Source organism: Pseudonocardia broussonetiae, from assembly GCF_013155125.1.
Classification (GTDB): domain Bacteria; phylum Actinomycetota; class Actinomycetes; order Mycobacteriales; family Pseudonocardiaceae; genus Pseudonocardia; species Pseudonocardia broussonetiae.
Genome location: NZ_CP053564.1, coordinates 3,681,939 through 3,703,872, shown reverse-complemented (window position 1 = coordinate 3,703,872; position 21,934 = coordinate 3,681,939). Strand labels below are relative to the sequence as shown.

General features: G+C 74.3%; 19 protein-coding genes and 1 pseudogene. 6 read left to right on the top strand and 14 right to left on the bottom strand.

The annotated features are described in order from the left end of the window. Positions 1-912 precede the first annotated feature (912 nt). From HOP40_RS18230 to HOP40_RS18220, 3 genes are read right to left on the bottom strand one after another with little or no spacing between them, the layout of a single operon-like run. The gene (locus HOP40_RS18230; protein ID WP_172160186.1) at positions 913-1,776 is read right to left on the bottom strand and encodes an alpha/beta fold hydrolase; all 864 of its coding nucleotides are present in this window, start codon (positions 1,774-1,776) and stop codon (positions 913-915) included. Continuing rightward, positions 1,773-2,618, bottom strand: coding sequence for an SDR family NAD(P)-dependent oxidoreductase (locus HOP40_RS18225; RefSeq protein ID WP_172160185.1), 846 nt, complete (start codon positions 2,616-2,618; stop codon positions 1,773-1,775). Before HOP40_RS18225 ends, HOP40_RS18230 begins: the two co-directional genes overlap by 4 nt. Continuing rightward, positions 2,615-4,180: a flavin-containing monooxygenase gene (locus tag HOP40_RS18220; protein WP_240157131.1), complete on the bottom strand. Its 1,566-nt coding sequence runs from the start codon at positions 4,178-4,180 to the stop codon at positions 2,615-2,617. The genes HOP40_RS18225 and HOP40_RS18220 overlap by 4 nt, the downstream gene beginning before the upstream one ends. Positions 4,181-4,249: 69 nt before the next feature. On the opposite strand from HOP40_RS18220, the gene HOP40_RS18215 reads away from it, so the two are divergent. After that, positions 4,250-5,260: an AraC family transcriptional regulator gene (locus HOP40_RS18215; protein ID WP_172160183.1), complete on the top strand. Its 1,011-nt coding sequence runs from the start codon at positions 4,250-4,252 to the stop codon at positions 5,258-5,260. A gap of 22 nt (positions 5,261-5,282) precedes the next feature. Here the strand turns inward: HOP40_RS18215 and paaE are convergent, their stop codons facing one another. From paaE to HOP40_RS18180, 7 genes are all read right to left on the bottom strand, one after another. Continuing rightward, positions 5,283-6,377 (bottom strand): 1,2-phenylacetyl-CoA epoxidase subunit PaaE, encoded by a 1,095-nt coding sequence (paaE, locus tag HOP40_RS18210; protein WP_172160182.1) that lies wholly within the window; start codon positions 6,375-6,377, stop codon positions 5,283-5,285. Continuing rightward, positions 6,377-6,862, bottom strand: coding sequence for a 1,2-phenylacetyl-CoA epoxidase subunit PaaD (paaD, locus tag HOP40_RS18205; protein ID WP_275691298.1), 486 nt, complete (start codon positions 6,860-6,862; stop codon positions 6,377-6,379). Before paaD ends, paaE begins: the two co-directional genes overlap by 1 nt. Before the next feature lie 50 nt (positions 6,863-6,912). Beyond that, positions 6,913-7,839 carry a 1,2-phenylacetyl-CoA epoxidase subunit PaaC gene (gene paaC / locus HOP40_RS18200; RefSeq protein WP_172160181.1) on the bottom strand — a complete coding sequence of 309 codons (927 nt, stop codon included), beginning with the start codon at positions 7,837-7,839 and terminating at the stop codon, positions 6,913-6,915. After that, positions 7,836-8,162 carry a 1,2-phenylacetyl-CoA epoxidase subunit PaaB gene (gene paaB / locus HOP40_RS18195; RefSeq protein ID WP_205347326.1) on the bottom strand — a complete coding sequence of 109 codons (327 nt, stop codon included), beginning with the start codon at positions 8,160-8,162 and terminating at the stop codon, positions 7,836-7,838. The genes paaC and paaB overlap by 4 nt, the downstream gene beginning before the upstream one ends. A gap of 35 nt (positions 8,163-8,197) precedes the next feature. After that, positions 8,198-9,157 (bottom strand): 1,2-phenylacetyl-CoA epoxidase subunit PaaA, encoded by a 960-nt coding sequence (gene paaA / locus HOP40_RS18190; protein ID WP_172160179.1) that lies wholly within the window; start codon positions 9,155-9,157, stop codon positions 8,198-8,200. Between the two features lie 88 nt (positions 9,158-9,245). Next, entirely contained in the window at positions 9,246-9,890 is a 645-nt protein-coding gene (locus tag HOP40_RS18185) for a TetR/AcrR family transcriptional regulator (RefSeq protein ID WP_172160177.1), read from the bottom strand. Then, the gene (locus HOP40_RS18180; protein WP_172160175.1) at positions 9,887-10,714 is read right to left on the bottom strand and encodes an enoyl-CoA hydratase-related protein; all 828 of its coding nucleotides are present in this window, start codon (positions 10,712-10,714) and stop codon (positions 9,887-9,889) included. The genes HOP40_RS18185 and HOP40_RS18180 overlap by 4 nt, the downstream gene beginning before the upstream one ends. A 56-nt stretch (positions 10,715-10,770) precedes the next feature. Here HOP40_RS18180 and HOP40_RS18175 point away from each other — a divergent pair, with 56 nt between their 5' ends. From HOP40_RS18175 to HOP40_RS18155, 5 genes are all read left to right on the top strand, one after another. Continuing rightward, positions 10,771-12,006 carry a thiolase family protein gene (locus HOP40_RS18175; RefSeq protein ID WP_172160173.1) on the top strand — a complete coding sequence of 412 codons (1,236 nt, stop codon included), beginning with the start codon at positions 10,771-10,773 and terminating at the stop codon, positions 12,004-12,006. A 31-nt stretch (positions 12,007-12,037) separates the two neighbouring features. After that, positions 12,038-14,068, top strand: coding sequence for a phenylacetic acid degradation bifunctional protein PaaZ (paaZ, locus tag HOP40_RS18170; RefSeq protein WP_275691297.1), 2,031 nt, complete (start codon positions 12,038-12,040; stop codon positions 14,066-14,068). Continuing rightward, complete coding sequence (gene paaK, locus HOP40_RS18165) at positions 14,065-15,390, top strand: phenylacetate--CoA ligase PaaK (RefSeq protein ID WP_172160171.1); 1,326 nt, start codon at positions 14,065-14,067, stop codon at positions 15,388-15,390. Before paaZ ends, paaK begins: the two co-directional genes overlap by 4 nt. A 9-nt stretch (positions 15,391-15,399) precedes the next feature. Continuing rightward, on the top strand, positions 15,400-16,515 hold the full coding sequence (locus HOP40_RS18160; RefSeq protein ID WP_172160169.1) for a class II histone deacetylase: 1,116 nt from the start codon (positions 15,400-15,402) through the stop codon (positions 16,513-16,515). A 92-nt stretch (positions 16,516-16,607) separates the two neighbouring features. Further along, positions 16,608-16,979: a Rieske (2Fe-2S) protein gene (locus HOP40_RS18155; RefSeq protein WP_205346804.1), complete on the top strand. Its 372-nt coding sequence runs from the start codon at positions 16,608-16,610 to the stop codon at positions 16,977-16,979. 798 nt (positions 16,980-17,777) lie between these two features. Here HOP40_RS18155 and HOP40_RS18150 read toward each other — a convergent pair. The 4 genes and pseudogenes from HOP40_RS18150 to HOP40_RS18135 form a co-directional block, all read right to left on the bottom strand. After that, positions 17,778-18,996: pseudogene (locus HOP40_RS18150) on the bottom strand (IS110 family RNA-guided transposase). Positions 18,997-19,423: 427 nt separating this feature from the next. After that, positions 19,424-19,726 (bottom strand): YciI family protein, encoded by a 303-nt coding sequence (locus tag HOP40_RS18145; protein ID WP_172160167.1) that lies wholly within the window; start codon positions 19,724-19,726, stop codon positions 19,424-19,426. Positions 19,727-19,783: 57 nt separating this feature from the next. Further along, complete coding sequence (locus HOP40_RS18140; protein WP_172160165.1) at positions 19,784-20,815, bottom strand: TIGR03857 family LLM class F420-dependent oxidoreductase; 1,032 nt, start codon at positions 20,813-20,815, stop codon at positions 19,784-19,786. Then, positions 20,812-21,909: an ecdysteroid 22-kinase family protein gene (locus tag HOP40_RS18135; protein ID WP_240157130.1), complete on the bottom strand. Its 1,098-nt coding sequence runs from the start codon at positions 21,907-21,909 to the stop codon at positions 20,812-20,814. The genes HOP40_RS18140 and HOP40_RS18135 overlap by 4 nt, the downstream gene beginning before the upstream one ends. Positions 21,910-21,934: the final 25 nt, after the last annotated feature.

The window sequence follows — 21,934 nt, the reverse complement described above, 5'->3', positions numbered from 1 at the left end:
CCTTGATCACCGCCGGGAGGGGGCGGACAGTGGCCGGTGATCATCGGGAGTGCGACGTGGTGGTCGTTGTGGGGACCGTGGCGGCACGGTCCCGGTGATCACGGCAGGGCCGGGACGCGCCGACGCCCAGCCCGCGCGTTCCGCGGAACGCAGCACCGTCCGCCGAACTGCGCACCTCCCGGCTCCGTGCACCCGACCGGACATGCGCGGGAGGCCGGAGGGTGCGCACCTCGCGCTCCCACACCAGCGCTGCGTTCCGCGGAACGCGCCTCACCGCCGCCGACCCGCGCACCGCCCAGCTCGCACACGTCCGAACGTGCGCTCGAAGCCGACGGGTGCAGCCCGCGCTCACCCAGCGACGTCGCGTTCCGCGGAACGCTCCGGCCTGCGCCCCGCACCGCACCCGCACCTGCCCGCCCCGCGCACCCTCGACCAAGCCACCTGACTCGCACCGCCCCGCGCCCCCCGACGCACCCTCGGCCCCCGCCCGCCGATCGAAGGCGAATGGTCGTCAGTGGATCACCCAACACGACCATCCTGCCTTGATCACCGCCGGGAGGGGGCGGCCCGGCCCCGGTGATCGCGGAAGTGCGACGTGGTGGTCGTCGTGCGGGCCGCGGCGTCACGGTCTCGGTGATCACGGCAGGGGGGACGCGCCGGCGCCCAGCCCGCGCGTTCCGCGGAACGCAGCACCGTCCGCCGAACTGCGCACCTCCCGACGCCGCGCACCCGACCGGACATGCGCGGGAGGCCGAAGGGTGCGCACCTCCCGCTCCCCGCCACGCCCCGCGTTGCGCGGAACGCGCCCCACCGCCGACCCGCGCCGCCCACCCCTCCGGACCTGCGCCGGACACCGACGCGTGCGCCGCCCACCCCCGACACGACCCCGACGGGCGGAAGGCGACGACCGCCCTACCCCGCCTCCACCCGCTCCCGAACCTCCGCCAGCACCGTCCTCCGCACCAACCGGGCGAACTCGTCCGCCCGCTCCACCTGTGGCACGTGCCCCGTGTCGGCGAAGACGTGGGTGCGGGCGTGCGGGAGCAGGGCCCGGGCGGCGCGCAGGTGGTGGGGCGGGAGGACGAGGTCGCGGTCGCCCCACACCACCAGCGTGGGGCGGGGGTGGCGGGCCACCTCCTCGAGCAGCGCCGACCGCCACGCCGCCCGGATCCCGCGGAACGTCCCGAGCTCGCGGGCCGCCTCCAGGAACACCTCGGCCTGGCCGGGCTGCCGCGCCACCTCCATCGCGTGCTCGACGCGCTCGTCGGTGACGAAGGAGGGATCGAAGAACAGGGCGCGCTCGGTGCGCCGTGCGGCCGTGCGGTCGACCCCGTCGAGCAGCCGCCTGCCTACCCCGGGCACGGCGAGGATGCGCAGCGCGATCGCCACCTCCTTGCCGAACCCGGCGCTGTTGACCAGCGTCAGCGTCGCCACCCGCTCCGGCGCGAGCGCCAGCTCCTGCAGCGAGACGGCCCCGCCGAGCGAGTTGCCCATGAGGTGCACGGGGCGGTGCTCGCCGAGGGCGTCCAGCGTCGCCAGCACGCCGTCGGCCAGCGAGCGCAGCGTGACCGGCCCGGGCAGGCGCTGCGAGAACCCGAAGCCGGGCATGTCGAGGCTGATCACGCGGTGGTCGTCGGCGAGGCGCTCGTGCTGGGGCTCCCAGTCCTCCAGGCTCCGGCCGATGCCGTGCAGCAGCACGACCGGCGGGAGCGCGGGGTCGCCGCTCTCGTGCACCCGGACCCGCGCGCCGCGGACGTCGACGAACGCCCCGTTCACGCCCGCGCCCGCTTCGCCAGCACGGCGGTCAGCCTGTCGAGCACCCCGCCGTAGGAGCCGGGCAGCACGCGCGCCAGCACGTCGGGGACCTTCGCGCTCGCCGCGATCAGCACGCGCGTCCGCCGGCGCTCGACGCCGTCGAGGATCTCCTCGGCCGCCTTCTCGGGCGGGTAGGTCAGCAGCGACCGGAACGCCTGCTGGCTCCGCTCGACCTCCTCGGCCGACACCCCGGACCCCACCCGCGCGCTCTCCGCGACGCGCGTGCGGATCCCGCCGGGGTGCACCTGCGTGACGCCGGTGCCCAGCGGCGCGAGCTCGTGGCGCAGCACCTCGCTGAACCCGCGGATCGCGAACTTGCTCGACGAGTACGCCGACTGCCCCGCCGGGCCGATCAGCCCGTACAGGCTGGAGACGTTGACGAGGTGCCCGCCGGGCTCGGCGGTCAGCGCCGGCAGCAGCGTGTGGGTGAGCACGACGGGCGCACGGAAGTTGACGTCCATGACCCACTCGAACTCCTCGAGCGTGAGCTGCGCGAACCGCCCGCCGAGCGCGACCCCGGCGTTGTTGATCAGCAGCCCGATCCGCGGGTGCTCGGCGAGGACCTCCTGCGCGAGCGCGGCGGTCGCGGCCCGGTCGGCGAGGTCGACGACCTTCGTCGACACCGCGATCCCGGGGTGCCGCTCGCGCACCGCGGCGGCGACGGCGTCGAGGCGCTCGGCGTCGCGGTCGACCAGCACGAGGTCGCTGCCGCGCAGGCCGAGGCCGTGCGCGAGCTGCTCGCCGATGCCGCTGGCGGCACCGGTCAGGACGGCGGTGCGGCCGGCGAACCGGTAGGGCTTCATCGGGCGCTCTCCTGCAGGGCGGTCTCCGGGGAAACGGGACGGGCGGCGGGCGCAGGCGCAGGCACAGGCACAGGCGCGGGCGCGGACACAGGTGTGAACGCCATGTCCCGGCGCAGGTCGGCCCACGGCGCGGTGAGGGCGTCGAGCACGTAGTTCTGGCGCGTCGTCCACGGGTTCCGGGCGCCCTGGCGCGGGAAGCGGTCGATGGCGCGCTGCACGTAGCCCGAGCTGAGGTCCAGCAGCGGCCGGCGCCCCTCCCCCGCGGCCTCGCGCGACGGCGTGGCGATGGCGTACCCGCGGCGCTGCATGTAGCCGAGCAGGCGGGTGACGTAGCGGGAGGACAGGTCGGCGCGCAGCGTCCACGACGCGTTGGTGTAGCCGATGCAGTACGCGAAGTTGGGGACGCCGCTGAGCATCACGCCGCGGTACGTGACCTCCTCGCCGAGGTCGACCGGCGTGCCGTCGACGCTCAGCTCGATGCCGCCGAAGGCCAGCAGGGAGAGCCCGGTCGCCGACACCACGACGTCGGCCTCCACGACCTCGCCGGTCGTCATCCGGATGCCCGAGGGCACGAAGCGGTCGATGTGCCCGGTCACGACCGACGCGTCGCCGCGGCGGACGGCGCGGAAGAAGTCGCCGTCCGGGACGACGCACAGGCGCTGGTCCCAGGGCTGGTAGGTCGGCGTGAAGTGCTCGTCGACGTACGCGGGGTCCTTGAGGAAGCGCAGCGCGATGCTCCGCAGGATCGCCTTGACGCGCTCCGGGCGGCGCCGGCTGAGCTGGTAGAACGCCTGCGTCAGGGCGACGTTCTTGGCCCGCACGAGCTTGTGCGCGAGCCCGGCGGGCAGGACGCGGCGCAGCCTGTCGGCGAGCGCGTCGGTGCCGGGCAGCGCCGTCAGGTACGACGGGGAGCGCTGCACCATCGTCACGTGGGCGGCGGTCCCGGCCATCGCCGGGACGAGCGTGACGGCCGTGGCGCCGCTGCCGATCACGGCGACCCGCTTGCCGGTGTGGTCGAGGTCGGCGGGCCAGGACTGCGGGTGGACGAACTCGCCCGTGAAGTCGTCGAGCCCGGCGAACGCGGGCTGGTGGCCGTGCGCGTAGTCGTAGTAGCCGGTGCAGACGTAGAGGAAGCCGCAGGTCAGCTCCTGCACGCCGGCCGCGGAGCGCGTGCGGACCGTCCAGCGGGCGTCGGCCGACGACCAGGACGCGCTCACGACGCGCGTGCCGAACCGGATGTGCCGGTCGATCCCGCCCTCGGCGGCGGTCTCGGTGATGTAGCGCCGGATGCTCTCGCCGTCGGCCATCGACTTCGGGTCGGTCCACGGCCGGAACGGGTAGCTGAGGGTGAACATGTCCGAGTCCGAGCGCACGCCCGGGTAGCGGAAGAGGTCCCAGGTGCCGCCGATGGCGTCGCGCGCCTCGATGATCGCGTACGTGGAGCCCGGGCGCTCCTGCTGCAGGCGCCACGCGGCGCCGATGCCGGACAGCCCGGCTCCGACGACGAGGACGTCCACGTGCTCCGGCGGGGTCACGGCACTGCTGCTCTGGTCGGCGGTCACGGCCCCAGTGTGCCCGCCGGCGCCGACCACCACTTGACCCTGCACGACAACCATTTACCCTTGCGCGACATGGGGTCCATGGTGCGCGCCGCGGCGCTGCGGGGTCTGCAACCGCTGGTCGACGAGCTCGGCGGCGACGGCGCCGCGCTGCTGGCCCGGTTCCGCGTGCCTCCGGAGGCCGTCGACGTCGACGACGCCGTGATCCCCGCGCACACCGCGGGCCGCCTCCTGGAGACCGCCGCCGCCGAGCTCGGGTGCCCCGACCTCGGGCTGCGGCTGGCCGAGCACCAGGGCCCCGAGGTGCTGGGACCGCTGGCGATCGCCGTCGAGAGCGCCCAGACGATGGGCGACGCGCTGGACTGCGCCTCGCGCTTCCTGTTCGTGCACAGCCCCGCCCTGAGCGTCGAGCAGGTGCCCGATCCCGAGGGCGCGCGCGGCGTCGTCGGCCTGCGCTACGGCAGCCGCGACGCCGAGACCATCCCGCCGCAGTCGATCGACCTGGGCCTGGGGCTGCTGCACCGCGTCGTCGGCCTGCTGCGCGCCGGGCCGTACGGGCTGCGTGCGGCGCACCTGCCGCACCCGCCGCTCGCGCCGGTGTCGCGCTACATCGCGTTCTTCGGCGCCGACGTCCTGTTCGACCGCCCGCACGCCGTGCTCCGCGTGCCGGCCGAGCTCGCCGCCACCCCGGTGCGCGGGGGCGACGAGATGCTGCACGGCATCGCCGTCGAGTTCCTGGAGAGCCACTTCCCCGAGCCCGGGCGGATCGTCGCGCCCCGCGTCCGGGGTGCGCTGGCGCAGTCGCTGGGCACCTCGCCCGCGCGGGTCGACGCCGTCGCCCGGCTGCTGGCGCTGCACCCGCGGACCCTGCAGCGCTACCTGGCCGTCGAGGGCACGACGTTCGGCGCGATCCTCGACGACGTGCGCCGCGACACCGCGCACCGCCTGCTCACCCGCACCGACCTGCCGCTGTCGCAGGTCGCCGCGATGGTCGGGCTCGCCGAGCAGTCGGCGCTGACGCGGGCGGTGCGACGCTGGTTCGGCGCGCCGCCGCGGGAGGTGCGGCGGCGCGCCGGGACGTGAGCTGTTCGGGCCCGGGAGCCCCTCAGCTGTCGAAGTCGATCGTGACCGAGTCGGAGACCGGCAGCGTCTGGCAGGTCAGCACGAACCCGGCCTCGACCTCGTCGTCCTCCAGCGCGAAGTTGCGGCGCATCGTCACGTCGCCGTCGACGACCTTCGCCCGGCACGTCCCGCACACCCCGCCCTTGCAGGCGAAGGGCAGGTCGCCGCGAACCTTCTGCGCGGCGTCGAGCACCGACACGTCCCGCGGCAGCGTGAGCGTCGTCGACCGGCCGTTGAGCACGACCGTGACCTCGCTGCCCTCGCCGTCGGGCGCCTCGTCGTCGGCGCGGGTGGGCTCGGGCGGCGGCTCGTCGACGTAGAACAGCTCGCGGTGGATCCGCTTGCGGTCCACGCCCAGCTCGGTGAGCACCGTGACCGCGTCCTCGGTCATCCCGAGCGGGCCGCACAGCCACCAGTGGTCGGTGTCCTCGACGTCGACGAGCGCGCCGAACAGCGTGCGCATCCGCTCGGCGTCGAGGCGGCCGTTGAAGATGTCGGCCTCGGTGGGTTCGCGGGAGAGCACGTTGAGCAGGTGCAGCCGCGGGCCGTAGGCGTTCTTGAGGTCGGCGATCTCCTCGGTGAACATGACGGTGTCGGTGCGGCGGTTGCCGTAGAGCAGGGTGACGTGGGTGTCGTCGTGCGCGGCGAGCAGCGACGCGGCGATCGACAACACCGGTGTGATGCCCGACCCGGCCGCGACCAGCCCGTGGCGGGTGCCGGCCTCGAGCTCGGGGGTGAACGCGCCCGCGGGCGGCCCGACCTCGACCTCGTCGCCCGCCTCCAGCCGGTCGACCAGCCACTCGGAGAACAGCCCGCCCGCGACGCGGCGCACCCCGACCCGCGGGGCGGCGCCGGCGGGCGCGCAGATCGAGTACGACCGGCGCTCCTCGCCGTCGGCGGTCTCCTGGCGCAGCGTGAGGTACTGGCCGGGGCGGAAGGCGTAGGTCTCGCGGAGCTCGTCGGGGACGTCGAAGGTGACGGCGACGGCGTCCTCGCAGAGGCGCTCGACGGCCGCGACCCGCAGCGGGTGGAACCCGCTGGTGCGCGGCTCGACGACCTCGGTGGTGGCGGCCGTCATCAGATCTCCTTCATGTGCTCGAAGGGCTCGCGGCACGACGGGCAGCGGCGCAGGGACGTGCACGCGGTGGGCCCGAAGCGGGAGAGCTCGTCGGTGGCGGGCGCGCCGCAGTGCGGGCAGCGCACCGACGACGACGGCGCGCCGAGCGTCAGCGGGATCGGGCCGGTGGGCCGGGTGGCGGCGCGGCCGGGCGGGGCGATGCCCGCCTCGGCGAGCTTGCGGCGGCCGGCGTCGCTGATCCAGTCGGTGCTCCAGGCCGGCGAGAACACCGTCCGGACGTCGACGCGCGCGTACCCGGCGCGGGTGAGGGCGGCGCCGATGTCGTGGCGCATCTCGTCGATGGCGGGGCAGCCCGAGTAGGTCGGGGTGATGGTGACGGTGACCGCGTCGCCGTCGACGTCGACGGAGCGGACGACGCCGAGGTCGTCGAGGGTGAGCATCGGCATCTCGGGGTCGACGACGTCGGCGACGACGGCGCGTGCCACCCGTGAGTGGATACGAGTGCTGGAGCACTCGTTACCACTCACGGCCCGGGTCACCACGTCGCACCCGGGTGCTGCCGCGCCAGGCTCTGCATCTCGGCCAGCACGTGCCCCAGCTGCTCGGTGTGCAGCCCCTGCCGCCCGCTGCGCCCGCCGATGGTGCCGATGAACGGGCGGTCGGGGCGGGTCAGCGTCGAGCGCTCGAGGACCTGGTCGAGCACGCCGTCCACCTCCTCGCGCACCGCGGCCGGGTCGACGGCCACCCCGGCGTCGACGAGCCGGCGCTCCTCGTCGGACGTGCGGAACAGCTCGCCGACGTAGGGCCACAGCGCGTCGAGCGCGTCCTGCGCGCGGCGGTGCGACTCGGCGGTGCCGTCGCCCAGGCGCAGCATCCAGCGGGCCGCGTAGTCGCGGTGGTAGGTCAGCTCCTTGACGCCCTTGGCCGCGACGGCGGCGACGACCGGGTCGGCCGAGTCCTGCAGGCGGTGCAGGACCGCGAGGCGCCAGGTCGAGAACAGCAGCAGCCGGACGACGGCGCGGGCGAAGTCGAGGTCGTCGGACAGCTCGGCGAGGCCGACGTTGCGGAACTCCCCGTCGGTGCGCAGGTAGGCCAGCGAGTCCTCGGTGGCCCCGCCCCCGTGCAGGTGCGCGGCGCGGGCGAGCAGCACGCGGGCCTGGCCGAGCAGGTCGAGCGCGGTGTTGGCCAGCGCGACCTCCTCCTCCAGCTCCGGGGCGTTGCTGACCCACTCCGACAGGCGGTGGCTGTAGATCAGCGCGTCGTCGCCGAGCATGAGGCAGTAGGCGGCGAGGTCGGCCGGGTCGACGCCGTCGGGCACCGGCGACGTGATCTCCGCGCCGGCCTCCTCGACGATGCCGGTCCCGAACGCCCAGCGCGGGTCGTCGTGGCCGGTGGTCTCCGACAGCGACTGGTACGCGTTCGTCGCGTCGTGCTCCTCGACCTCGGTGTGGTGGGTGTTCACAGGTGCGGCACCTCCTCCGGGATCGCGTAGAACGTCGGGTGCCGGTAGACCTTGTCGCCGGCCGGCGCGAAGAACGGGTCCTTCTCCGCCGGGCTCGACGCCGTGATCGCGTCGGCGCGCACGACCCAGATCGAGACGCCCTCGTTGCGGCGGGTGTAGACGTCGCGGGCGTTGTGCAGGGCCATCTCGTCGTCGGCGGCGTGCAGCGAGCCGACGTGGACGTGGTTGAGCCCGCGCTTGCCGCGGACGAACACCTCGTAGAGCGGCCAGGCGCGGCGCGAAGGCTTGACGCCCTGCCCCGTCTCGACGCCCTCGGTCGGCACGGCCCCGTGGCCGCCCTCCGCGGTGAACTCCCCGCTCATGCCCGGACCCCCGCCTGCTTCTCCGCGTACGCCTGCGCCGCCTCGCGCACCCAGGCGCCGCCCTCGTGGGCGCGGCGCCGGTGCGCCACGCGCTGGGCGTTGGCCGGGCCGGAGCCGGCGATGACGGCCTTGAACTCGTCCCAGTCCGGCTCCCCGTAGTCGTGCGCCTTGCGCTCGGGGTTCCAGACCAGCTCCGGGTCCGGCAGCGTGACGCCGAGCGCGGCGGCCTGCGGCACCGACATGTCGACGAAGCGCTGGCGCAGCTCGTCGTTGGTGTGGCGCTTGATGCCCCACGCCATCGACTGCGCGGAGTTGGGCGAGTCGTCGTCGGGCGGGCCGAACATCATCAGCGACGGCCACCACCAGCGGTTCACCGACTCCTGCACCATCTCGCGCTGCGCGTCGGTGCCGTTGACCATCGCCAGCAGGAGCTCGAAGCCCTGCCGCTGGTGGAACGACTCCTCCTTGCAGATGCGGACCATGGCGCGCGCGTACGGGCCGTAGGAGCAGCGGCACAGCGGCACCTGGTTGCAGATCGCGGCGCCGTCGACGAGCCACCCGATGACGCCGATGTCGGCGTAGCTCAGCGTCGGGTAGTTGAAGATCGACGAGTACTTCTGCTTGCTGTCGATGAGCTTCTCGGTGAGCTCCTCGCGGTCGACGCCGAGCGTCTCGGCCGCGGCGTAGAGGTACATGCCGTGCCCGGCCTCGTCCTGCACCTTGGCCAGCAGGATCGCCTTGCGGCGCAGCGACGGCGCCCGCAGGATCCAGTTGCCCTCCGGCTGCATCCCGATGATCTCGGAGTGCGCGTGCTGGGCGATCTGGCGGATGAGGGTCTTCCGGTAGGCCTCGGGCATCCAGTCGCGCGGCTCGATCCGCTGGTCGGCCTCGATCGTCCGGTCGAAGCCGGCCTCGAGGTCCAGTGCAGGACCGGGGCGGTCCTCGGTCACCGTCATGGGAATCCTCCGTAACCGAATGTTCGTTCGTCTGATGATGGCGCACCCGTGCCCGCGGCGCAACCGGGCGGACGTGTGACGCGCTGCGTCAGGCGGGCGGGATGATGCCGTCGGAGACGACCCGGACGATGTCGTCGGGCAGCTCCTCGGTCCCCGGGCGCCCCGGGCGGTACCACTCGATGATCGAGTTGACGGTGCCCGAGAGCAGCCGCGCGGCCAGCAGCGGGTCGACGCCCGAGCGGACCTCGCCGTCGGCCACGGCCTCGGCCACCAGCGACGCGATCGACGCGTCGAACGCGCGGCGCCGGGCCAGCGCCCAGCGCTCGGTCCCGGTGTTGCCCCGGACCCGCAGCAGCAGCGTGACGTACGGGAGCTCGGAGGTCAGCACCTCGACCTGGCGGCGGATGATGTGCTGCAGCCGCTCCAGCGCTGGTCCGTCCTGCGCCGCCGGCTCCTCGAGGATGCCGAACAGCCCGTCGAGCGCGCGGTGCAGGGCCGCCCGGAGCAGCTCCTCCTTGCCCCGCACGTGGTGGTAGAACGACGACTTCGTGATGCCGGCCGCGCGGGAGAGGTCCTCCATGCTGGTGGCGTCGTAGCCGCGGGTGTTGAACTCCGCGACGGCCACCGCGAGCAGCGACGACGCGTCGTAGACGGGCCGGCGGGCGCCCGCCTCGCCACGCGCGCGGCGCGTGCGGACGACCGGCGCCGGCGGCTCCGAGGGGGCCGCGCTCATGCGCCCTCGAACGACGGCCGCCGCTTCGCGAGGAACGCGTCCACGGCCTCGCGGTGGTCACGGGTGACGCCGAGGCGGCCCTGCCCGGCGCTCTCCTCCTCCAGGACGCGGTCCAGCGGCGACACCGCCCCGATCGCGACGGCCCGCTTGATCTCGGCGTAGGCCAGCGTCGGGCCGGCGGCGAGCGTGCGCGCGAGGTCCAGCGCCGCACCCAGCACCTCCTCGACCGGCACGACGGCCCGGACCAGCCCGGACGCCTGCGCGGCGGCGGCGTCGAAGGACTCGCCGAGCAGCAGGAGCTCGGTGGCGCGGGCGGCGCCGAGGGAGTGCACGAGCGTGGCCGAGAGGCCGGAGTCGGCGGTGAGGCCGATGGCCGCGAAGGCCGTGGCGAACGTGGCGGTGTCGGCGGTGACGCGCAGGTCGCAGGCGAGCGCGAGGCCCAGGCCGGCGCCCACCGCTCCCCCGTTGAGGGCCGCGATCACCGGCTTGGGCATCGTGGCGAGCAACCGGACGATCGGGTTGTAGTGCTTCTCGACGGTCGCGAACGCGGTGGCCGCGTCGGCCTCGAGCGCCTGCACGTGCTCGCCGAGGTCCTGCCCGACGCAGAACGACTTGCCCGTCCCGGTCAGCACGACGGCCCGCACGGACCGGTCCGCCGCCACGCCCTCGAGGGCGCTGAGCAGCGCCTCCTTCAGCTCGACGGTGAGCGCGTTGCGCCTGGCCGGCCGGTTGAGCGTGACGATCGCGACGGCCGGGTCCTTCTCGTCGGCGGTGACGAGGACGGCGGCGTCGCCTGCAGCACTGTTGGTCTCCACCCGGGTCATGCTAGCCTCCCCCACAACCGAACGATCGTTCGCCGACGACGCTGGAACGGACTCAGATGACCGACGTGTTCCTGGTGAGCGGGGCCCGCACCCCGCAGGGCAAGTACGGCGGAGCGCTCGCGGGCGTCCGCCCCGACGACCTCGCCGCGCTGGTCGTGGCCGAGGCCGTGCGGCGGGCCGGGGTGCCCGGCGACGCGGTCGACGAGGTCGTCCTCGGCGCCGCCAACCAGGCCGGCGAGGACAACCGCGACGTCGCGCGCATGGCGCTGCTGCTGGCCGGCCTGCCGTCGACGGTGCCCGGCTACACCGTCAACCGCCTCTGCGCGAGCGGCCTGACGGCCGTCACGAACGCGGCGCACGCGATCCGCGCGGGCGAGGCCGACGTCGTCGTGGCCGGCGGCGTCGAGTCGATGACGCGCGCGCCCTGGGTGATGGCCAAGCCGGGCACGCCGTGGGCGAAGCCGGGCGAGGTCGCCGACACCTCGCTGGGCTGGCGCTTCACCAACCCGCGCTTCACCGCGATGGACCGCGCCGCGCCCGAGGTGCACACCGAGACCGAGGGACCGGTCACGCTGTCGATGGGCGAGACGGCCGAGGAGGTCGCCGCGCTCGACGGCATCACGCGCGCCGAGTGCGACGAGTTCGCCGTGCGCAGCCACGCCCGCGCCACCGCCGCGGCCAAGGACGGCCGCTTCGACGACGAGCTCGTGCCCGTCCCCGTCCCCCAGCGCAAGGGCGACCCGGTCGTCGTCACCGCCGACGAGGGGCCCCGGCCCGACGCGTCGGCGGAGTCGCTCGGGCGCCTGCGCCCGGTCTTCCGCGAGGGCGGCGTCGTCACCGCCGGCAACGCGTCGCCGCTGTCGGACGGGGCCGCCGCGCTCGTGGTCGCGAGCGAGCGGGCGGTCCGCGAGCACGGCCTGACGCCGCTCGCGCGGATCGTGGTCGGCGCGAGCGCCGGCGTCGCCCCGCACGTCATGGGCCTGGGCCCGGTGCCCGCCACGCGCAGGGCGCTCGACCGCGCTGGCTGGTCGGTCGGCGACCTCGACGCCGTCGAGCTCAACGAGGCCTTCGCCGCGCAGAGCCTCGCGTGCGTGCGGCGCCTCGGGCTCGACCCCGAGACCGTCAACGCCGACGGCGGCGCCATCGCCCTGGGCCACCCCCTGGGCTGCTCCGGCGCCCGCATCACCCTCACCCTCGCCCACCGGCTGCGCCGGGAGGGCGGCCGCCGCGGCCTCGCCTCGCTCTGCGTGGGCGTGGGTCAGGGCGTGGCCCTCCTGATCGAGCGCGTCTGACCTTCCCCGACCGAGAACTGGGAGACACCTCTTGAGCACCCCCACACTCCGCAGCCACGTCATGGGCGACTGGCACACCGCGACCGGCGAGGGACGCCCCCTGCACGACGCCGTCACCGGTGCGGAGATCGCCCGCATCTCCTCCGACGGCCTCGACTTCGCCGGAGCCCTGGAGTACGGCCGCACCGTCGGCGGGCCCGCGCTGCGCGCGCTGACCTTCCACCAGCGCGCCGCGCTGCTCAAGGCGCTCGGCCAGCACCTGCGCGAGCACCGCGAGGAGCTGTACGCGGTGTCGGCGCAGACCGGCGCCACGCTCGGGGACTCCAAGTTCGACGTCGACGGCGGCATCGGCGTCCTGCTCGCCTACGCCTCTAAGGCCAAGCGCGAGCTGCCCAACGACACCGTCTACGTCGACGGCGACGTGGAGCCGCTGGGCCGCGGCGGCACGTTCCTCGGCCAGCACGTGTGCACCCCGCTGCACGGCGTCGCGGTGCAGGTCAACGCGTTCAACTTCCCGGTGTGGGGGCCGCTGGAGAAGTTCGCGCCCGCGTTCCTCGCCGGGGTGCCCAGCATCGTCAAGCCGGCGAGCCCGACGGCGTTCCTCACCGCGAAGCTCACCGAGCTGGTCGTCGGCTCGGGGCTGCTGCCCGAGGGCGCGTGGCAGTTCGTCGCGGGCTCGGTCGGCGACCTGTTCGACCACCTCACCGGCCAGGACCTCGTCTCCTTCACCGGCTCGGCGTCCACGGCGCAGACCCTGCGGACGCACCCCGCGATCGTCCGGCACGCCGTGCGGTTCACCGCGGAGGCCGACTCGCTCAACCTCTCCGCGCTCGGCCCGGACGCCGCGCCCGGCACCGACGAGTTCGACCTGTTCGTCAAGGGCCTCGTCGCCGAGATGACGGTCAAGGCGGGCCAGAAGTGCACCGCGATCCGCCGCGCCTTCGTGCCCGAGGAGCACGTCGACGCCGTGGTCGAGGCGGCGTCGGCGCGGCTGGCGAAGGTCACCGTCGGCAACCCCGCGTCGGCCCGGATGGGCGCGCTGGCGAGCCTGGAGCAGCGCGAGGAGGTCCGGCGCAGCGTCAAGGCGCTGGCCGACGCCGGGCGCATCGTGTTCGGCGACCCCGACCGCGTCGACGTGGAGGACGGCGACGCCGACCGCGGCGCGTTCCTCTCCCCGATCCTGCTGGTGGGCGACCCGGAGCGCACCGAGCCCCACGAGGTCGAGGCGTTCGGCCCGGTCTCGACGATCCTCCCGTACTCCTCCACCGCCCAGCTGATCGACTACGCCGCCCGCGGCCAGGGCAGCCTCGCCGGCTCGCTCGTCACGGCCGACACGGCGTGGGCCCGCGAGGTCGTCCTCGGCGTCGCACCCTGGCACGGCCGGCTGCTGGTGCTCAACGCCCGCGACGCGAAGGAGTCGACGGGCCACGGCTCGCCGATGCCGCAGCTCGTCCACGGCGGTCCCGGCCGCGCCGGCGGCGGCGAGGAGATGGGCGGCATCCGCGGCGTGCTGCACCACATGCAGCGCACGGCGATCCAGGGCGACCCCGACACGCTCGCCGCGATCACCGGCCGCTGGGTCACCGGTGCCGAGCGCCGCGAGTCCGACGTCCACCCGTTCCGCAAGCACCTCGAGGAGCTGCGGCCGGGCGACACGCTCGTCGCCGGGCCCCGGACCGTCACGCAGGAGGACGTGGAGCACTTCGCCGAGTTCACCGGCGACACGTTCTACGCCCACATGGACGCCGAGGCCGCCGCGGCCAACCCGCTGTTCGGGGAGCGCGTCGCGCACGGCTACCTCATCGTCTCCCTCGCCGCGGGCCTGTTCGTCGACCCCGACCCGGGCCCCGTGCTCGCCAACTTCGGCGTCGACAACCTGCGGTTCCTGACGCCGGTCAAGTTCGGCGACGCCCTCACGGTCACGCTCACCTGCAAGCAGCTGACCCCGCGCGACTCCGCGGCCTACGGTGAGGTCCGCTGGGACGCCGACGTCACGCGCCAGGACGGCGAGTCGGTGGCCCGCTACGACGTCCTCACCCTCGTCGCGAAGAAGGAGTCATGACCACCACCGCCCGCCGGCTCGGCGACGCCCCGGCCCCCGACACCCTCGACCCGGCCGAGCGGATGTCGGTCGACGAGCTGCGCGCGCTGCAGCTCGGCCGGCTGCAGTGGACGCTGCGCCACGCCTACGAGAACGTGGCGCACTACCGCCACGCCTTCGACGCGCACGGCGTGCACCCCGACGACTGCCGCGAGCTCGGCGACATCGCGAAGTTCCCGACCACGAGCAAGGCCGACCTGCGCGACAACTACCCGTTCGGGATGTTCGCGGTGCCGCAGGCCGACGTCCGCCGGGTGCACGCGTCGTCGGGCACCACGGGCAAGCCCACGGTCGTCGGCTACACCGAGGGCGACATCGACCGCTGGTCCGACCTCATCGCCCGGTCCCTGCGCGCGGCGGGCGCCCGTCCGGGGCAGAAGGTGCACAACGCCTACGGCTACGGCCTGTTCACCGGCGGCCTCGGCGCGCACTACGGCATCGAGAAGCTGGGCGCCACGGCCATCCCGATCTCCGGCGGCATGACCCCGCGCCAGGTCCAGCTGATCACCGACTTCGAGCCCGACGTCATCATGGTGACGCCGTCCTACCTGCTCACGATCATCGACGAGTTCGAGCGCCAGGGCATCGACCCGCGCTCGTCGTCGCTCAAGGTCGGGGTGTTCGGGGCCGAGCCGTGGACCGAGCAGATGCGCCTGGAGATCGAGGAGCGCATGGACATCCACGCGGTCGACATCTACGGGCTGTCGGAGGTGATGGGCCCGGGCGTCTCGCAGGAGTGCGTCGAGACCAAGGACGGGCTGCACGTGTGGGAGGACCACTTCCTCCCCGAGGTCGTCGACCCGCTCGACGCCACGCCGCTCGCCGACGGCGAGGAGGGCGAGCTGCTGTTCACCTCGCTCACCAAGGAGGCGCTGCCGATCATCCGGTACCGCACCCGCGACCTCACCCGCCTGCTCCCCGGCACCGCCCGCCCCGCGATGCGGCGGATGCAGAAGATCACCGGCCGCAGCGACGACATGATCATCCTGCGCGGGGTCAACCTGTTCCCCACGCAGATCGAGGAGATCGTCCTGCGCACGCCGGGGTTCGCGCCGCACTTCCAGCTCGAGCTGACGACGCAGGGCCGGCTCGACGCCTTGTCGGTGCGCGTCGAGGCCCGCCACGACACCACGCCGGAGCGCCGCGCGGCCGCGGCCGCCGAGCTGGTGAAGGCGGTCAAGGACGGCATCGGCGTCAGCGTCACCTGCGAGGTCGTCGAGCCCGACTCGCTGGAGCGCTCGGTCGGCAAGCTGCAGCGCATCCGCGACCGCCGCACGACGTAGAGGAGCCCGATGACCACCGGCTACCTGTGGGACGAGATCTTCGGCTGGCACGACACGGGCAGCGGCACGCTGTTCCCGGCCGACCCCGACCTCGGCCACCAGCCCATCTCCCACCACGTCGCGCACCCGGACACGAAGCGCCGGATGCACGAGCTGATCTGCGTGTCCGGGCTCGTCGACCACCTCACGCGGATCGCGCCGCGCACCGCGTCCGTCGAGGAGCTCACGCGGGTCCACACCCCGGAGCACGTCGAGCGGATCGTGCGGGAGAGCGCGCAGCCCAAGGGCGGCGACGCGGGCGACGGCATCTCGCCCTTCGGCAAGGGCGCCTACCGCATCGCCGCGCTCGGGGCGGGCAGCGCGATCGCGATGACCGAGGCCGTCGTCGCTGGCACCGTCGACAACGGCTACGCGCTCGTCAACCCGGCCGGGCACCACGCCCTGCCCGAGACCGGGCTCGGGTTCTGCATCTTCAACAACGTCGCGATCGCGGCGAAGCACGCGCAGGCGGTGCTCGGGATCGAGCGGATCGCGATCGTCGACTGGGACGTGCACCACGGCAACGGCGCCCAGGCGATCTTCGCCGAGGACCCGTCGGTGCTGACGATCTCGCTGCACCAGGACCGCTGCTTCCCGCCCAACTCCGGCCTGGTCGAGGAGCGCGGCACGGCCGCGGGCGAGCACTACAACGTCAACATCCCGATGCCGGTCGGCTGCGGCGACGGCGCGTACCAGTACGCGGCGCGCACCGTGATCGGGCCGGCGCTGGAGGCGTTCGCGCCCGAGCTGATCATCGTCGCCTCGGGCTTCGACCCCAACGCGATGGACCCGCTGGCCCGCCAGCTCGTCACGACGCGCGGGTTCATCACGCTGACCGAGACCGTCATGGAGGCCGCGGCGCGCTCGGCCGGCGGGCGGCTGGTGCTCGTGCAGGAGGGCGGGTACAGCCCGGTCTACGTGCCGTTCTGCGGCCTTGCCACGATCGAGACGCTCGCCGGGGTGCACGTGATGGACGACGGCCTGCTGCCCGTCGTCGGCGGGATGGGCGGGCACGACCTGGAGCCCCACCAGAAGGAGCTCGTCGACCGCGTGGCCGCGTTCGTGGGCGACATCGCGCGGGCCTGACGCCCCTGGGGTGGTGTGGCTGGCGGAGTGGTGTGGCCGGCCGGTCTGCGGGTAAGCCCGGACCGGCCGCCCACCACTCCTCCGGAGGCACCGTGACCGACGCATCCCTCTCCGACACCTCCATCCCCGACGTCCCGACCCCGCCCGGCACCGTCCGCCGCGTCGGCCAGTGGGCGGTGGGGACGAGCAGGGGCGAGGACTTCGCGGTGTCGCGGCGCTGCCGCCACCAGCTCGCCGACCTGAGCAAGGGCACCGTCGACGCCGACGGCTGCCTGGTCTGCCCCTGGCACGCCAGCCGCTACGACGTGCGGACCGGCCGGATGGTCGACGGCCCCCGCGGCTTCCTGTTCTACCGCGGCCCCACCCCCGGCTACAGCGCCCTGGTGCTGGGCTACGCCAAGCACCTGGCCTTGCGCGTGGGGCGGGTGGTGCGGACGGCGGGGAGGATCACGGTCCAGCGCTGACGCCCCCATGATCACCGCCTGGGAAGCGAAAGCGGCGGGAGGCGTCGCATTCGCTTCCCAGACGACGATCACCGGCGGGTGGCGCGGCCTCGGGGCGGGTGAGCCTCGGGGCAGTGAGCCTCCGGGCGGTGAGCCCCGGGCGGTGAACCCCGGGCGGTGAGCCTCCGGGCGAGCGGGACTCGAAGCGCGCGAGCCTCGGGGCGCGCGAGCCTCGGGGCCGGGCGTGACTCGGGGGCCAGCGAGCCTCCGGGGCGGCCGAGCCTCAGGCCGACGAGATGCCGGCGCCGGCAAGCGGGCAGCCCCCGCAGTGTCAGGAGTGGGGCGCTCGGCCACTTCTCCCCGCGAGTCGGGGTCTCGTTGCGAGCGAGTCGGGGTGTGGTGGTGCACGCGTCGCGGCCTCATCACGTACGAGTCGGGTGGAAGCCGCGCGCCGTTCCCGACGCACCGGTCTCGTGCGCCACGCACCAACTGCAACCGGTGTGCCGGGCGCGGAACCGGTGTGCGGCGGCAGGCGGCGGGCCGAGCGAGGCGGTCTCGCACACCCTGTGGCGAGCTGCGCACGTCCGGCCGCGCGCAGGACGCCACCAGGAGCGCAGCTCGCGACCCCGTCGGCCGACAGCGCGCGGTCCACGGTGGCCGCGGTCGACACACCGGTTCCGTACTTCGCACACCGGTCGCAGCCGGTGTGTCGCGCACGGAGCCGGTGCTGAGCGGCGCCGGCGCCGGACTCGCGCGCAACCAGACCCCGACTCGCTCGCAACGAGACCCCGACTCGCGGGGGGTGTCTCTATGGGGTTGTCAAGCGGCGGCGGGCGCCGGGCGAGGCTCCGAGGACGTTGGCGGTGCGTAGGGCGTGCGGTCGCGGAGCATGGCGTAGATGACGTCGGTGCGGCGGCGGGCGAGGCAGATCAATGCGGCGTTGTGCCGCTTGCCTTGGGCTCGTTTGCGGTCGTAGTAGGCGCGGCTTGTCGGGTCGGCGAGGCTGGCGAACGCCGACAAGAACAGCGCGGACTTCAGGGCGTGGTTCCCGCGCTGGGAGCGGGTCTCGCCCTTGATCGAGGTCCCGGATCTGCGGGTGACGGGAGCGAGGCCGGCGTAGGCGGCGAGGTGCCCGGCGGTGGGGAACGCGGCGCCGTCCCCGACGATGGTGAGGATCTTGAGGGCGGTCCTGAACCCGAGGCCGGGCATCGAGATCAGGACCTCGGCAAGAGGGTGGGCCTCCAGGCGGGACTCGAGCTCGGCGGCCAATGTGTCGCGCTCGGCGCGGACCTCCCGCAGTTGGGTGGCGACGCCGACGATGACGCGGCCGAACGCGGTGGTGCCGGGGACGACGACGGTCTGGGCGTCGAGCGCGGCGAGGATCTGCGCGGGCAGGGTCTTGGCCAGCCGCGGCGAGCGAGGGCGCATCGCGGCGGTGATGCCGTCCTCGCCGAGCTGGCGCAGCGCGTCGGGTGTGGGGGCGGCGGCGAGCAGGTCGAGTACCCCCGCCGCGGTCCATACGGGGTCCGAGCAGGCGTTCCAGCGCGGGATGGACGTGCAGCAGGGCGTCGCGCAGGCGGTTGATGAGCCGGGTGGACTGAGCGGCGAGGTCGTCGTCGTAGCCGGCGAGCACGGTGAGTTCGGCGAGGATCTCGTCGTCGGTGCCGACCCGGCGCAGGGTGTGGGGCATGGTGCGGGCTGCGTCGGCGATGACGTAGGCGTCACGGGCGTCGGTCTTGCCCTGTCTGGGGTGCAGGTCGGCGATGCGGCGCATCGCCAACCCGGGCAGGTAGGCGACCTCGATCCCCAGTGACCGGGCGACCGCGACGGCCAGGGCACCGATCGAGGCGGGCTGATCGACGACCACCAGCACCCGTCCGTGCACGGACAGCTGCTGGAAGATTTCGGCCAGCGCGGTCTCGTCGTTGGGCAGCGGCTTGTCGTGCAGCCGCTGCCCGGTCGGGTCCAGCGCGCAGGCGTGGTGCACCGATTTGCCTACGTCGAGCCCACAGAACACGGTGAAGTCGTGCTCGGGGATCTTGTCGGACTTCGACAACGACGCCTCCTTAGCCGCTGGGGCAGGCCGACCCGGGCACCCGCGCCGGCAGCCACGTTACGAGCAGACCACGCGAGCGGGTCAGGTCTCTATCAGCGGTCGTTGGCGCCCTCCGACCACGGTGACAACACCCCCCAGATCATCGACGACAGGGGCGACAAGTCATGCCGTGACCGGTGGCCTGCAAGCCCTCATCGGGCTTGATCAAGAAGGTAACGGGGGTGGTGGCGCCCCGGTCGTGAGGGTCACCCGCAACCCGGCAACACGGCACCCCGCCTCCACGACGCCCCGAGTCCACGTCACCCCGACACGCTCGCAACGAGACCCCGACTCGCGGGGTGGGGCTCCCGTCGGCGGGCGAGGCCGGTGGGCGCGGTCGGCGGGCCCCCTCCGGGGACCGCGCCCGCCGCTACCGCTCCCGCGGCTCCAGCCGCTCGGCCCCGATCGTCACCGGCCAGCTCTGCACCGTCCGCTCCGCCACCACCCCCTGCACGCAGAACGGGTCGGCGTCGGCGAGCTCGTGCACCCGCTCGGCGGAGGGCACGTCGAACACGAGCAGGCCGCCCGCCGGGCCGGGCTCGCCCAGGCGCCCCGCCACCACCAGCTCCCCCGTCCCGACCAGGCCGTCGAGGTACTCGCGGTGGACGGGACGGTGGGCGGCGACGGCGTCGGGGTCGTCGATGTAGCGGTAGGTCAGGGCGAACAGGGCCACGGATCCTCCTGGGTCGGCTGGCTGCAGCGTGCCACCCGGGTGGCCGGCGCCGGGCCGTCAGGCCCCCGCCGCGTAGGCCGCGACCACCGGCTCCAGCTCGGCGGGCGTCGAGCAGTGCAGGATGACGCCGTCGACGCCGAGGTCGAACTGCGCGCGCACGCGCTTCGCGCACTCCTCGGGCGAGCCCGTGGCGGCGGCGGACAGCCACTCGTCGGGCAGCACCCCGGCGATGTGCTCGATCTCCTCGCGCGTGGCCACCGCGTCGGCCCAGCCGGTGAGGCCGGCGACGACCGGGTCGGCGCGGAAGCGCTCCAGCGCCGACGGGTCCCACGCGTTGGTGCGGACCAGGAGGTCGCCGTACACCTGCAGGTAGGTGGCGAGCCGGGCGACGGTCCTGCGCAGCCGCACCTCCTCCGGCACCGGGTCGGGCACGGTGGCGAAGCACGACCAGACCCGCACCGACGCCGGGTCGCGCCCGGCCTGCTCCGCCGCCCGCCGCACCCGCTCGACGCAGCGCACGACCGTCTCGTCGGCGAAGTAGGTGTGCAGCACGACGACGTCGGCGGCGCGCCCGGCCAGCGCGAGGGTCGCCGGCCCGAACGCGGTGAGGCCGATCGGGATGTCCTCGTCGAAGGAGGGGTCCAGTCGGAGCTTCGGGTAGCGGCCGGCGGGGCCGTCGTGGCCGGTCACGGTCTCGCCGCGCCACAGCCGTCGCATGAGGCCGATGAAGTCCTCGAGCTGGGCCGTCGTGACCGGCGGCAGCCCGAACGCCTCCAGCTGCGGGGCCAGGCCGCGACCGAGGCCGAGGGTGAACCGGCCGCCGGTGAGCCGGTGCATCGTCGTCGCCCACGCCGCGGTGACGGCGGGGTGGCGCGTGTTGTGGTTCGTCGCGGCGGTCGCGATCGTCATCCGCTCGGTCACGGCCCCGGCCGCCCCGCTCAGCGAGGCCGCCTCCTTGACGTTGAACCGCTCCGAGAGGAACGCCGTGCCGAACCCGATCCGCTCGGCGAGCCGGAGCTCGTCGAGCATCTCCCGCGGGTTCTCGACGTGCCCGCCGAGGGTGTAGAAGCCCAGCTCGGGGGTGGTCACCGGCCCGGCGCCCCGTCGACGGCCGCCACCGCGTCCCAGTCGCGCGCCGCCGCGCAGTTGCGCTCGAGCAGCGCCACGATCAGCGTGTTGACGACGTCGTTGTCCGGCAGCACGGCGATCGCCGCGGTCGTGATCATCAGCCCGCTCAGCACCTGGGTGCGGTAGTCCGCCATCGCCTCGGCCTCGGGATAGGCGGGCCCGGTGCGCGCGAACGTGCGCAGGTAGTGGTCGAGCAGCCGGGGCTCGTGCGCCCGCCGCTCCTCGACGGGGAGGCTGCCCGAGAGGAAGTAGCCGACGTCGTACATCGGGTTGCGCAGCCCGGTGACCTGCCAGTCGATGAGCACCGCGCGCGTGCCGCCCGGCGTCTGCTCGAACAGCACGTTGTCGACGCGCGGGTCGCCGTGGCTCAGGGTCAGGCGCGACTGCGGCAGCAGGTACCAGTCGCGGACGATCCGGCCGGCCGCGGCGACGACCTGCAGATCGGCCTCGTCCAGCCGCCCGCGGTAGCGCTCGAGCGCCGCGGCGACGCCGGTGCGGGTGGCCGCGGTCCAGTAGTCGGCCACCGCCGCCATCCGGATCGGCCACTCCGGCGCGGTGGCCTCCTCCACCGGCGCGAACGCCGCGTGCAGGTTCGCGAGCTCGGTCAGGACGGCCTCGGCCTCGGCCGCCCCGCACCCGGCGACCTGGTTGCCCGGGACGGCTGAGGTGAGGTCCTCGAGCACGAGGTTGATGTTGGTCTCGTCGCCGGCGACGTGGAAGGCGTGCGGGATGCGGCAGGCCGCGCGCTCGCCGATGGCGCGGTAGGCGCCGATCTCGCGGTGGTAGGCGCCGCTGCCGAGACCGTGGGCGTGCACCTCCGGCACGCTGGGCCGGAACTTCGCGACGACCGCGTCGGGCGCGCCCTCGGGCCGCGTCGCGTAGTCGATGGTGACGCGGACGGTGTCACTGACGTTGCCGGCGCCGATCGGGGTCGTCGCGACCGAGCGGACGGCGACGTCCGGGTGGGTCGCGGACAGGACCGACCCGATCCAGGCGGCGTCGATCTCGGCGACGGTGTCCAGCAGTGCGGGCGTGGTCGTTGCGGCGGTGCTCACGATGGTCCTCCGGGGCCTGGGGTGG